12 protein-coding genes are annotated in these 13193 nt (G+C 52.8%); 4 read left to right on the forward strand and 8 right to left on the reverse strand.

Annotated elements, in window-relative coordinates; genetic code table 11:
- Positions 1–11 precede the first annotated feature (11 nt).
- A complete protein-coding gene (locus tag TW80_RS08390) occupies positions 12–908 on the reverse strand; it encodes a LysR family transcriptional regulator (protein ID WP_045996779.1) in 897 nt (298 codons plus the stop codon).
- A gap of 92 nt (positions 909–1000) precedes the next feature.
- On the opposite strand from TW80_RS08390, the gene TW80_RS08395 reads away from it, so the two are divergent.
- Positions 1001–1912 (forward strand): epimerase, encoded by a 912-nt coding sequence (locus tag TW80_RS08395; protein ID WP_045997112.1) that lies wholly within the window; start codon positions 1001–1003, stop codon positions 1910–1912.
- On the opposite strand, the gene TW80_RS08400 is transcribed toward TW80_RS08395, so the two are convergent.
- The 6 genes from TW80_RS08400 to TW80_RS17615 form a co-directional block, all read right to left on the reverse strand.
- Positions 1838–2782, reverse strand: a complete 945-nt coding sequence (locus TW80_RS08400; RefSeq protein ID WP_239450519.1) for an endonuclease/exonuclease/phosphatase family protein — start codon at positions 2780–2782, stop codon at positions 1838–1840. The two genes, TW80_RS08395 and TW80_RS08400, sit on opposite strands and share 75 nt — an antisense overlap.
- 26 nt (positions 2783–2808) lie before the next feature.
- Positions 2809–3609, reverse strand: coding sequence for a membrane protein (locus tag TW80_RS08405; RefSeq protein ID WP_045996780.1), 801 nt, complete (start codon positions 3607–3609; stop codon positions 2809–2811).
- A gap of 335 nt (positions 3610–3944) precedes the next feature.
- A complete protein-coding gene (gene leuD / locus TW80_RS08410) occupies positions 3945–4550 on the reverse strand; it encodes a 3-isopropylmalate dehydratase small subunit (protein WP_045996781.1) in 606 nt (201 codons plus the stop codon).
- Positions 4551–4568: 18 nt separating this feature from the next.
- Entirely contained in the window at positions 4569–4964 is a 396-nt protein-coding gene (locus TW80_RS08415) for a hypothetical protein (RefSeq protein WP_045996782.1), read from the reverse strand.
- On the reverse strand, positions 4964–6370 hold the full coding sequence (gene leuC, locus TW80_RS08420) for a 3-isopropylmalate dehydratase large subunit (protein ID WP_045996783.1): 1407 nt from the start codon (positions 6368–6370) through the stop codon (positions 4964–4966). The genes TW80_RS08415 and leuC overlap by 1 nt, the downstream gene beginning before the upstream one ends.
- Positions 6371–6590: 220 nt before the next feature.
- Positions 6591–7541, reverse strand: a complete 951-nt coding sequence (locus TW80_RS17615) for a calcium-binding protein (RefSeq protein WP_052700915.1) — start codon at positions 7539–7541, stop codon at positions 6591–6593.
- A 177-nt stretch (positions 7542–7718) separates the two neighbouring features.
- Here TW80_RS17615 and TW80_RS08430 point away from each other — a divergent pair, with 177 nt between their 5' ends.
- Positions 7719–9065 carry a mechanosensitive ion channel family protein gene (locus tag TW80_RS08430; protein WP_045996784.1) on the forward strand — a complete coding sequence of 449 codons (1347 nt, stop codon included), beginning with the start codon at positions 7719–7721 and terminating at the stop codon, positions 9063–9065.
- A gap of 4 nt (positions 9066–9069) precedes the next feature.
- On the opposite strand, the gene TW80_RS17620 is transcribed toward TW80_RS08430, so the two are convergent.
- Positions 9070–11604, reverse strand: coding sequence for an ATP-binding protein (locus tag TW80_RS17620; RefSeq protein WP_052700916.1), 2535 nt, complete (start codon positions 11602–11604; stop codon positions 9070–9072).
- 231 nt (positions 11605–11835) lie between these two features.
- Here TW80_RS17620 and TW80_RS08440 point away from each other — a divergent pair, with 231 nt between their 5' ends.
- Positions 11836–12279 (forward strand): MarR family winged helix-turn-helix transcriptional regulator, encoded by a 444-nt coding sequence (locus tag TW80_RS08440; RefSeq protein ID WP_052700917.1) that lies wholly within the window; start codon positions 11836–11838, stop codon positions 12277–12279.
- The gene (locus tag TW80_RS08445) at positions 12257–12625 is read left to right on the forward strand and encodes a response regulator (RefSeq protein WP_045996785.1); all 369 of its coding nucleotides are present in this window, start codon (positions 12257–12259) and stop codon (positions 12623–12625) included. The genes TW80_RS08440 and TW80_RS08445 overlap by 23 nt, the downstream gene beginning before the upstream one ends.
- The last annotated feature ends 568 nt before the right edge of the window (positions 12626–13193 follow it).

Genomic DNA, 13193 nt, shown 5'->3' on the forward strand with positions numbered 1-13193 from the left:
CGCCCAAAGGTTCAAGATACCAAGGGCCTCAGACCCTGCTCTAGCAGGTCCCAAACACGACGAATTCGCGGCGTTTGCCGCATTGCCTCGTGCGCAGTGAGCCAGATCGGCAGGTGTGGCAACGCAAGATCAATCTTAATCGGTGCAACATTCGGATCATTATTACCGATCACTTCTTGTGCAAATCCGATCCCGCAGCCGGATTTGACCAATTCCCAATAGGTCCCGTGATGATCGCAACGTGTGCGGAAAAACGTGCGGTCGACCTCGATCCCCACCGCGCGCATACCGTCAATAATCATTCGGCTGCGGTCATAACCGACAAAGTCATGCGTCAATAATTCTTCGACGGTTTGCGGTACCCCGCGCCGCTGCAAATAGGAGTGCGCTGCAAACATGCCAATTTGTAGATCGCCAATGTGTTTTGTCACCAAATCCAACTGCGTTGGCCGGAACATGCGCACCGCAATATCAGCCTCGCGATAGAGCAGGTTTTGCGTGTCATCGGTCGGAACCAATTCAATTTCGATATCGGGTTCATCTATGCGAATGCCGGCGATAATCGCCGGCAAATGATCTGCCGCCATCGCCACACTAGCTGATATCCGTACCGTGCCCGCCAGACTGGCCTGTTGACCTGCCGCCCGTAGCGCAATCTGCTGCACCGCCGCACGCATCTGTCGGGCCGGTTCAACCAAGCCGACACCAGTTTCAGTCAAACCAAAACCTCGGGTGTGACGGTGAAACAAATCAGCATCCAATTGCTCTTCCAGCGCCCGGATTTGACGCCCGACGGTCGGTTGGCTCGCCCCTAAAAATCGTGCCGCTGCAGATAGGCTGCCCGTTTCGGCGACAGCCAAAAAGACCTGAACAAGGGCCCAATCCACTTCTGAAATGTTCTTCTCCATTCAGAAATGAATACATGCCCTGCAACCTTTGGCAATTCATCAGCATTGATGAATGGATCATCTTTTGGTCATCAACCCAAATGGAGATAACCATGACTAAAACTGTTTTGATCCTCGGCGGGCGCGGCAAAATCGGTAGCCATGCCACAACGGCCTTTGCCCGCGCCGGGTGGACCGTTCGACAATTCAATCGCCATGCCGACAACATGAGCCACGCCGCCGAGGGCGCCGATGTCATCGTAAACGGGCTAAATCCGCCGATGTACCACAATTGGAAAACTCTAATTCCCGAAATCACCAATCAAGTAATCGCCGCCGCACGCAGCAGCGGGGCAACGGTTATTGTCCCGGGAAGCATCTATAATTTTGGCAATCAACCCGGCGTTTTTGACGAAAACACCGAACAAAAGCCCCACACCCGCAAAGGCAAAATCCGCGTCGCTATGGAAAAATCCTATGCGGAGAGCGGCGTGCAGGTGATCCTTTTACGCGCTGGTAATTTTATTGATCCAGACGGTAACGGTGACTTTATGTCAGTCGGGAGCCTGCGTAATATCCGCAAGGGGCAATTCATCCATGTCGGCGATCCAGCCGCGATTCAGGCGTATTGCTACATGCCCGATTGGGCACGCGCGGCCGTTATGCTGGCCGAGCGGCGTCACACATTAGGACAATTCAATGACATCCCCTTCCCCGGCCATGCGTTCACAGGGGCAACGCTCAAGAAACAAGTTGAACAGCATCTTGGCTATGCCCTGCGCGCAAAGCGATTTCCGTGGGGGGTGATGCGGCTGCTGTCTCTGGTGTGGGAACTGGGGCGCGAAATGTCAGAAATGCGCTATCTGTACTCGATGCCTCATACGATTTCAGGAACGAAATTCAATCAGCTCCTTCCTGATTTTCAACCAACCGACCTCAAGACGGTCTTGTTAGCTGGGGTGCCCGCGGATCTTAACCCAGACCAACGCATGCGGTCCCGCGGGCATCGGGTGATTATGCTGTGATCCAATGCTGGGCGTGACGCCCGCATCCATGACAACCCATTCAGCTGCGGGCAGCACATAGCTGACCCGCAGCGGCCCGAGTTCAGGTCGGCTGGACCAATATGCCGTTGCTTGTTGCGGAAGTGGATCTTGCAATCGCGGATCCGCAAGGAATTGTACCATCGCATCACGATGTCCGTTGCCAGCATATGGGTCTAGATTTGCGTTGCCAGCAACGACAAAACTCGCAGGGGACGGTCCAAATGCACCGTTCAAAACATGCGTCCAGAGACGCAATTCATCACGATTACGTAGTCCGTTACGATCCTCTGGCCCATCAAACACGGGCGGCGTTGCCGCAAAGGCGAGCAGGTTCAGCGCCCCATCTGGTAACTCGATTGGAACAATTAAGTGGTTAGTCGATGACAGGCGCTGGCTATCGCGTTGCAGCTCTGACATTGGCGGCAAGACTGCGCCGGGCATGTCTTTCCACAATAGCGCGGTCAAGTCTGTGACATCACCAATTGGAAAACGAGATAGGATCGCGATACCACCGTCGCCTGCAAACTCTCCATAGCCTTGCGCATCTCGCGCTTCGCCAAGGCGCCCATTGCCATCAGCATCAAATCCAGTGGGTAGCCCCGCATTAGGTCTGGCGGCGAATTGATAGGGATAATTGCCGATCAACGCGGCAAAGGCGTTCATAGCAACGCCATCTAGATCATAGTCAAAGTCCGTAAGCACCAGAATATCAGGCTGCACCGACAGAATTTCATTTACGATTGCCTGAATTTGCGGGTCCTCACCACGTGTAAGATCGCGCAGTAACAAACCCGGACCACGGCGGCTGAGCGGCGCAGCAAAACTCGCGACCGTATAGCTCTCGGCCACAATGGCGAAGGGCCAGAAAACAAGGATTAGACCAGCAAGACACCTTCGGAAGTAGCGCGTTGATGCGCCATTTCCCGTTGACGCCGGATCATCTGGGCCACCCGGCTGAGCGCGACACCGCGCATCAAGATGCTTGCTGGCAAAAACGCCCATGCGGTGATCATCCAAACTAGCGTATGCATATCGTCCAGTGCGACCGGCGTCCCAAGATTTGCAAGGAGCTTAAGCACCGCCGGCACCAAGAATGGCAGCAAGAAGCCTAATATAACGTTAATGCGACCGTCGCGTTCGAGCCGATGAACCACATTATCACTTGCGGATGGATCAAACGTGGGAAGATTTACCCATACATTAAACGGCTCATCCCGCCGGGGCCACTGCCGTAGCCGCAAGACTATGACAAACCAAACGATCGCAAAGATCGAAACTAGATAGCTTAGGCCAGCGCCATCTCGCACGCGCTGGACCAGATCCGCAGGAGCATCTTGCGGAAGCGCCAAAACCATCAAGCGCACAGGAGAGTATGGAAAGTCGATTGTTTCCCCAATGCTGGACCCACTTTGCTGAAAAAACTCTGTAATCAGCGAAGGGTCATCATACCCGCGAAAGATCACCGACAGGCATAGAACCGTAGCAAACAATGTCGAGAACCGCACCCGGTTGAACGGTGGCGCATCGCGAAACTCGACCAAACTTGGGCTCTTGCTTGCGTATTCTATTGCCGTAAATACAGCCGCGAAAATTGCAAATAGGCCAACGATTTCAATACTGTTTGATCCGCTTTGATACATAATCAACGACGGCATGATCACAAGGATCACCACCATTATGGCCCGAACAATTGCTGAAGGCAGCCGAGAGAACAATTTTTCAATTCCTATACTTAGATCAGCCATAGATCCGAAGGTAAGCAGCGTTTCTGAATGAAACGATAACTTGACCAATTGTACAACATTTAAACACAATAGCCCCAAGACGTCACAGGTTTTGAGGTGCTTTCGACAAGGTGATGACGTGAATAGGTTGAAATCCGCTTAAGTCAGCATCTGTAATCACGCCCGCTATAGGTGACAAACAGCAGGGCTTGCAATGCGATTCTAGATCCAAAAACAAAAGAGCCTCGCAAGATTGCGAGGCTCTTTGTGCAATAATTAACGCAGTCTTAGACCCAGGGGCGCTCCGCGCTTGCCTTGGCTTCAAAGCTGTCAATCGAGGCTACTTTTTCAAGCGACAGGCCAATATCATCAAGACCGTTCAGCAGGCAGTGTTTCTTGAACTCGTCGACTTCGAACGTAAATACGTCACCGTCGGACGAGGTGATCTTTTGCTCTTCCAAGTCAACTTCGATCCGCGCGTTCGACCCTTTTTCCGCGTCTTTCATCAACACGTCGACCTGCTCTTGGGGCAGAACGATGGGCAGGATGCCGTTCTTAAAGCAGTTGTTATAAAAGATGTCGGCGAATGAAGTCGAAATCACGCAAGTGATCCCAAAGTCAGCGATCGCCCAAGGTGCGTGTTCGCGCGATGATCCGCAACCAAAGTTGTCGCCAGCGACCAAGATTTGCGTTTCGCGATACTGTGGTTTGTTCAGAACGAAATCGGGGATTTCGTTACCTTCACGGTCGAACCGCATTTCGTCAAAGAGGTTCGCGCCCAAGCCAGACCGCTTGATGGTCTTAAGGAACTGCTTGGGGATGATCATATCGGTGTCGATGTTGACCAAGGGCAGCGGTGCCGCGATGCCGGTCAGTTTGGTGAATTTTTGCATTTGTTTATCCTTTGCTTGTCACGCCAGCAAACCGGGGCTCGTTAGCCCGTGCTGGCGGAGTACCTGGCGTTCACATTCATATATAGTCTGATAGGCCTGCTGGCGGGTGGCGTCATCGACACGCTGAATTGGCAAGAAACGTGATTTACACGCTTCCCTGACACCTTCGCGGGTCTTGTCACGCACGCATTGCGTCTGTGAGCGACCCTGAAGAAAGACGTCAGGCAACTCAGCGCACTCTGCCTGCATATAGGCTGTTCGCTCTGTCGCAGAGGTTTCCAGCATCCAATTTGGCCCACCAACGCGATCGGGGTCTGGGATGTTATCGCCGCAATAGCCTGTGGGGTTGTAACACCCGCACGCAGACAGACTAACGGCAACAAACATCATGATCAGACCCGATCCCAGCTTCACTACATCAGTTCCCGAATGTCCGTCAGGTGACCAGTCAGTGCAGCAGCCGCAGCCATTGCAGGCGACATCAGGTGTGTCCGACCTTGATAGCCTTGGCGGCCTTCGAAGTTGCGGTTCGATGTGGATGCGCAACGCTCACCCGGTGCCAGTTGGTCTGGGTTCATCGCAAGACACATGGAACACCCAGCGAGACGCCATTCAAAGCCAGCCTCTTTGAAGATATCGGCAAGGCCTTCTTCTTCGGCTTGGGCACGAACAAGACCGGACCCCGGAACAACCATTGCCCGCAGACCGTCTTTGATCTTTTTGCCTTTCAGCACTGCAGCGGCGGCACGCAAATCTTCGATACGACCGTTTGTGCAAGACCCGATAAAGACTGTGTCGATTTCGATGTCGGTCAGTTTTTGGCCAACTTCCAAACCCATGTATTCGATAGAACGTTGTGCTGCGCCAACTTTACCACCCGAGAACTGGTCAGGCGATGGAACCAGCGCATCAATTGGCAGCACGTCTTCGGGCGATGTACCCCAGGTTACGACAGGCGCAATATCTTCGCCCTTGAGTGTCACGACCTTGTCGAAATGCGCGCCTTCGTCGGTGAACAGAGTCTTCCAATAAGCGACCGCTTTGTCCCAATCTTCGCCTTTTGGCGCATGAGGGCGACCTTTGCAGTACTCATAAGTCTTTTCGTCTGGCGCGATCAGGCCAGCGCGTGCGCCACCTTCGATTGCCATGTTACACACGGTCATCCGGCCTTCCATGGAAAGGTCACGGATCGCTTCGCCGCAGTATTCGATGACATAGCCAGTACCACCAGCGGTGCCGGTTGCGCCGATGATCGCCAGCGTGATGTCTTTGGCAGTGACACCGGGGCGCAGCTTGCCTGTGACTTCGACCTTCATGTTTTTAGATTTTTTCTGGATCAGCGTCTGCGTGGCCAGAACGTGCTCTACCTCGGATGTACCGATACCATGCGCCAATGCACCAAAGGCACCGTGGGTCGCCGTGTGGCTATCACCACAAACAACGGTCATACCGGGCAGCGTCCAACCCTGCTCTGGGCCAACGATGTGCACGATGCCCTGACGCACGTCAGTCACCGGGTAGTAGTTGATCCCAAATTCCTTGGCGTTGCTGTCAAGTGCCGCAACCTGAATGCGGCTGTCTTCGGTCATGTTATCAGCATTGTCGCGATCCAGCGTGGTCGGCACGTTGTGATCGGGCACAGCAATTGTCTGGCTAGGTTGGCGCACCTTACGGCCAGCCATACGCAGACCTTCAAAGGCCTGTGGGCTGGTCACTTCGTGTACCAGATGGCGGTCGATATACAGCAAACAGGTGCCGTCTTCGGCTTCATGGGCGACATGAGCGTCCCAGATTTTATCATAGAGCGTTTTGGGGGACATGGACCTCTCCCGTGTCAAATTTTCAGATGTCTTCAGGCGTGCGGATTTGGCGAGGGGTTAGCCCCGAGCTAGGATCGTGCAGCTCGCGCCAAAAAAACGCCATGGAAGGCGGGCGCGGTCATCCATATCAAAAACCTGTTTCATAAGCGTCCAGATACACATGGCCAACGAGTCTCGCAAGGGGACTCGTTGCTATGCAGATGCTTAAACGCCGTAAAATTTAGGCGACGAGGTTCCCCATTGTCGCTTCTGGGTCAAACAGATCGGCCTCTTCTGTTGACACAACCGCGATATTCGCGGGGCTCAACAGTTCAATGGTCATACCTTGCAAGAACGCGACGGCACCTTCGGATTCTGCTGGGGTATCTCCGTCACCGGTATAGACCGCCTCAACCCGCACGCCACTGACGCCATCGACGGTGGTTTCGGTCATGGTCACATCTACGTCAGGCAATGTGCCACCTTCGGGCACGTGATCGACAGTCAGGGTCAGCGTGTCCCGCGATGGGTCAAAGTCGGTGATGGTCGCCTCTGACAACTGCGCATCGGTAACATTGGCAAGAACATAAAAATCATCGCCAAGCCCAGCGCCCGCCTCGAGCGTTGCGGACCCAGTGACCAAGATCAGATCGTCGGCACCATCGTCGCCGCGGGCTTCGCCGTCACCGCCCCAGATGTAGATGGTATCGTCACCATCGCCGCCGCTGATGTCATCGGTCGCGTCTGCTGCCGGCACTAGCGCACCATCTTCCAAACGAGCATCAAAGCCCCCAAGGATGGTGTCATTGCCCTCGTTTCCACCCAGCGTGTCGGAACCATATCCACCGTCAATATAGTCGTCACCCGCACCACCAAAGATGCGGTCGCGTCCAACTTGACCATGTAGCACATCGTCGCCGGGGCTTTTTACGATCCAGTCCTGACCGTTCCCACCATAGACGACGTCATCGCCGGGTCCCGGGCGTATTTCATCGTTTCCGTCACCGCCTGCGATGTGGTCGTTACCTGCCCAGCTTAGGATCGTGTCGTCGCCGTCAGTTCCGACAATATCGTCATCACCCTTGCTTCCACGAATTTCCCCATCTGTCGTTGCTTCGTCATCATCGTCTTCGGGCACCGCCATAAATGCGATTCCGAGTGCGGCAAAAATCACAGCCAAAGTGACGTACATCCAAATCCCTCAAGGCAATTCAATTTAAACGATTAACAGAGAGTTAACGCGCACTTTCTAACTTAGCAAGACCGCTGTTCGCTCTACTCATGCGGTAACAAAAATTCGCCCCTGCGCGCTTGCCCCGCGGCGTTTTCCCATGCAAAGCTGGTTCAATTGCAATCAGTTCCAGAGCAAATGGCAAATCATAGCCCCGAAACCGACCCAACAAATGCCGTTGATGTCGATGCACAACTCGAACAAGTCCTGTCTATTGGGACCGAACTATTTAGCTATGTCAGCAAATTTGCGGATACATTTGTTCGCCCATGGAACATCTATCAAATTGGGATTGCACTAGGGCTGTTCGCGCTTGCGCATGTTCTAAAGGTCACGCTTGGCCCGCGCATTCGTGCGTGGATGGCTGCGCGTCACAACTGGCCGAAATGGCGCATGCGGGTTTTGGTCGTGATCTACCAAAGACTGCGCCCGATTTTCTTTGTCGCTTTGATCTGGCTGACCGTCGCGATCATGCGCGAAGTGACGTGGAATAGCCGCAGTTATCTGCTTAGTCTGATCGGAACACTGTCATTCGCATGGCTTGCGGTGGTGTTCGCAACGCGACTTATCAAGAGCCCACTCCTGCGCAAAACCGTCCGCTATGGCGCGTGGATTTACGTGAGCCTACGCATATTGGGTCTGCTTGATCCCGCAGAACAGCTCTTGCACAGCGCCGGATTTACCGTTGGCGAAATCCGTTTTTCATTGCTGCTCGTGGTGCAATCACTGGTTATCTTGGGCGTGCTGATTAGTCTCGCGCGGTTCTTTACGACGACGACTGCGAACAAAATACGCAGCAATCAAGACATCAGCCCGTCGATGCAGGTGCTGATCATCAAAGCACTACAAATCTTAATTTACGGTGCCGCCTTTTACTTTGGGGTAAAAGCGATCGGAATCGACTTAACCGGGCTTGCCGTGCTGTCGGGTGCCATCGGTGTTGGTCTCGGTTTTGGCCTCCAAAAAGTCGTATCGAACCTAGTCTCGGGCGTGATCATCCTTTTGGACAAATCCATTAAGCCGGGCGACGTCATTAGTCTTGGGGACACTTTTGGCTGGATCAATGCATTGGGGGCGCGCTATGTGTCTGTCGTCACGCGTGACGGCAAAGAATACCTCATTCCGAACGAGGATTTGATCACCGGCCAAGTGGTGAATTGGTCCCATTCCAATGAATTTGTGCGGCTCGACATCCATTTTGGCACCTCCTATAGCGACAACCCGCACGACGTGCGGCGGATCGCAATTGAAGCCGCCCAAAGCGTTGATCGGGTCTTATCGACACGCCCCACCGTGTGCCACATCGTGGGCTTTGGCGACAGTTCGGTCGATTACATCCTTAGGTTTTGGATCTCTGACCCGACCGGCGGTCTGACGAATATTCGTGGGAACGTATTCTTGGCACTGTGGGATGCCTTTCATGAAAATGGCATCAGCATTCCGTTCCCGCAACGCGAGGTGAAGCTGCTCGACCAAGACCAATGAACCGCTAGCGGCCGAGCGCCTTTGCTAAGGCACTGAGCAGCTCTCTGCGCTGCACAGGTTTCATCAATTTGATGTCGCTGGGGCGAGCGCGATCATGCAGGTCTGTCGCATCTCCAGCAAATCCTGACATGAAGACGACCGGCAAATCCGGGTTGATCCGCCTGACTTGATCGGCCAATTCAGTGCCACGCAGTTTGCCCGGCATCACCACATCCGTCAAAAGCAAGTCAAAGCTTGGGTCAGCTTGGAACAGGCTCAATGCTTCGTCCCCAGAGTGCGCGGCAGTCACCCTATAACCAGCCATTTGCAGGGTATTTGAAACAACACTCAGCAGGTCAATTTCATCTTCAGCAATCAATATGTGCTCTTGATTTTCGGCGTTAAGCGCAGGCGCAGGGGTTTCAGTCTCTGCTGACACCTCACTATCGCTCGCCCTGAAATAGAGACGGACGGTCGTGCCAACCCCCAGCTTTGAACTGATCTCAACCGCGCCGCCCGATTGTTGCATAAAGCCCTGCACCATCGACAGCCCAAGCCCCGACCCCGCGCCAACCGCTTTGGTGGTAAAGAATGGTTCGAATATCTCTTTAATCGTTTCGCTTGAGATACCCTCACCGTCGTCGCGCACTGTCAGCAATGCGTAACGCCCGGGGACGAGTTCTGCGCTAAAAGCCGCCAGCTCGCCGCTATGAATTACGATATTACTTGTTTCGATGGTAATTTTGCCGCGCTCTGAGATGGCATCGCGCGCATTCAAGATCAGATTCAACAAAGCGCTCTCGGTCGCACCCGGATCCGCTGTGACATGCCAGAGGTCTTCTAATAGGGTAGTTTCAATCTCAATATTTGGGGGAATAGTCCGGGTTGTCCATTTTTGGATTTCCAAGACAGTTTTATTCAGATCAACAACGCTTGGGACCAGCGCAGATTTACGCGCGAAGGCCAGCAAGCTTCGTGTCAGATCAGCCCCTTTTTCACCTGCGGTCATGGCTGCATTGGCAAGTTCGCGTTGCTCAGGGTCGCTTAGACCGTCCAAAAGCAGCTCAATATTCCCGATGATGATCGCAAGCAGGTTATTGAAATCATGCGCAACACCACCCGTCAGCTGACCGATGGCTTCGTTTTTCTGGGCTTGTTGCGAAACCGCGATCTGCTTTTCCAGCTTTTGCTGGGTTTCAAATTCTGCGGTAACATCCAAGATAAAGCTGTCAATCTGGACGCGCCCATCAACCATGCTGGTGACATTCGCACGTGCATCAAGGTGTTTAATCTCGTTCGATTTTGTCTTGATGGTGATGCGTTCGCGTAGTGGCTCTAGGGTTTCGGCGGTAAAGCTGATTGCGCGCAAAAGCTTTGGCAAATCCTTAGGCTCGACCATCTGTTCAAAGAGTTCGGGGTTTTGCGATAGATCAGCCTCTGTATATCCCCAAATCGTACCGCAATTGGGGCTGATGTACTTAAAACTCACCTTTTTATCTGCAGAAATTTCAAAGCTGAGAAACGCAACTGGTAGGTTTTCGATGATCTGGCTCAACCGGTTTTCGGCATCTTCTTTTTGGCGCAACAAGTGATTGACGTCGGTGACATCCAAGTAGATGGCGCGCGCTCGTTCGACTTTGGCAGCACCCTGAGGTTCAATCGCCCAGCTCACTTGAACATGGCGTATTTCGCCGTTTGGACGCATCAACCGAAACACGATCGGTGCCGTCGGCGGATTTCCCGCCCATACATTGCGGATGGCGCGAACCACTTCTGGTTGATCTGATGGATGAATCAAAGAGCGTGCACGACCAATAGATATGGTCCCCCCACCAGCACTTAGCCCCTGAATTCGCGCAAACCCAGCATCATATGTGGCTATTTCGCTGCCCGCTGTCCGCTCGAGGATTCCAATCTGCGAGACATCCGTAGCGAGCTGCAACCGACGCGCATTCTCGCGCGCTGCGACCGATGATGCTGCGACCGACTTGGCGAACTCAACGATGATATGCATCACCGGAATTGTCATCACATTTGCAAGCGACATAAACAAAATGGAGAATAGCCCAGGTGGGTCATCAATTACGCCACGTTGGTTCACAAACATCAGCGTCGTGAACTGAACCAACAAAGCCCCCAACATCAGATAGCAAACGGTGATATGAGGAACATTCTCGCGCGGGTCATGCTTGATGATACGCGCAACAATGCAGCCAACCAGCGCCGTCGCAAGACCATAAACAAAGCCAAGTGACAGCAGCGTGCCGTCCGCACTAATTTCGGCAAGTGATCCGATAAACGCCGCAACACCTGCTGCGACAGGTCCACCCAAAAACCCCGCATAGACCAGCGGCCCCATGCGCGAATCCAACGGCGCATGCATTGTCTCGGTGACATAGGCGTCTGATGACACGATCAGAACAATCAAGCCCATCACAAGCCCGATCAGAAAATGCCTGCCTAATCTTGGTTTGCCGGTCGGGTCGCCAGAGAGGATGAAAAATATTCCAACCCCCGCCAAAATTAACAGCGCTACGTTTTCAAGAACGTATAGGACCATCAAGAAACACCATCACGAATATACCTATTCTAGTCAGTATCACTTGATCAGGTAAATCAACCCCTAGATGAATTATGTCTAGTTTTGAGGCAACTCAGTGTTTCTCATGAATCTTGGCCCAAGTTTACCTTGACGTCACTCATTTGCCATAGACGTAATTTTATTGCACATTCAGATGGGCGACTGCGCCATTGACGACGCAGAATTGCAACCTTAAGATGGTACCTACTCATGCAAAGCAACTTTGCCGCTGCTATTCTAATCGAAAAGATTGTGCGCGAAACATATACGAAGAGATCATCGACTGCGATTCAACCGCTTCAGTGGTCAATCCTTCGGTATCTTCAGCGGACACCAGATGCACAGTGTACAATGAGTATGCTCGCGAGCTTTCTCGGCCTGACACATGGGCCAGTGGTTCGCGCCATTTCCACCCTCGTCAAGCGAGGGCTTGTTGAACAAATTGCGAATTTACAAGACGCGCGAAGCAAGACATTAAAACTCACTCCAGCTGGTCATGATGCGCTGGAATCAGATCCAATTCTGGGAATTGCGTCCCGTATTGACAACCTCCCTGAGGATGATCAGCAGATATTCGTGAAACTCGTGCGATCACTTGCCATGTACCCTACTCCAGAGGATGTAAGCGACAATGAAGTCAATCCTGCTAATTGACGACGATCCGAACATATCGACCTTGATCGTAAAGATGATGGACGGTTCGGACTATACTGTCAAAGTCACCAGCAACGAAGCAGAGGCTGTCGAGTTCATTAACAGCTCCGAGAACTTTGACGTGGCGCTGGTCGATTTTTGGCTTGGCTACGACAATGCAACAGGCCTGCTGGATCTGCTCGCGACAAAGCGTCCTGACGTTCCAGCCGTCCTGATTTCCGGCGGCGATGGCAAGTTTTCAATCGAATCGACTCACGCTGTGGGGCAAATCAGCGGCGCGGTACACTTTTTACAGAAACCTTTCCGAAAAAATGAACTAATGAACATACTGAAATCAATTACCTAATCGGTTAAATTCCAGTGTTTGAATTTCATTCGTTGACTTTTATGTGCTAGTGGCACATATTTTTATTACACCAACGAGACAGTGTGGAGGATTTACAAGTGGACACAGTTTGCCGAGACGCCCTAGAAGAAGCCCGCCAAGTGCTTCAAGACCTGTCAATTTATCTAATGCGGGTAAACGCTTCGCGTACAAATACACCCGAAAGACCCTTGGTCGGTATTGCTGCAGACCTTTGCGTTATTGCTGATGAAATTCAAACTATTCAAACAAGCCCAATCCAATCGCGCCCAGCACTCAGCCTGGTTCAATAAAACACTCTAGCGATAACAGAATGACCAAAACACAACGCACACGGCCGACCTCCCCCGGAAGCCGCGCGCGCCCCCTCACCTGATGGCTTTAATCAGTTGCGCGCGGCTTCACTAAGATACTGAAAGAACTACATAAGGCGAGCTCTACTCGCGAGCTTTCATAAAAGGGCAATCCGCGTTCCCAAGCATCCGCTTACCACTCACGGCGCTGGACGTCCTAAGTCACAAGTGCCCAAGCCTTGCCTACAATTGAAGGT

The sequence above is a fragment of the Loktanella sp. S4079 genome (assembly GCF_000967725.1).
Classification (GTDB): domain Bacteria; phylum Pseudomonadota; class Alphaproteobacteria; order Rhodobacterales; family Rhodobacteraceae; genus Yoonia.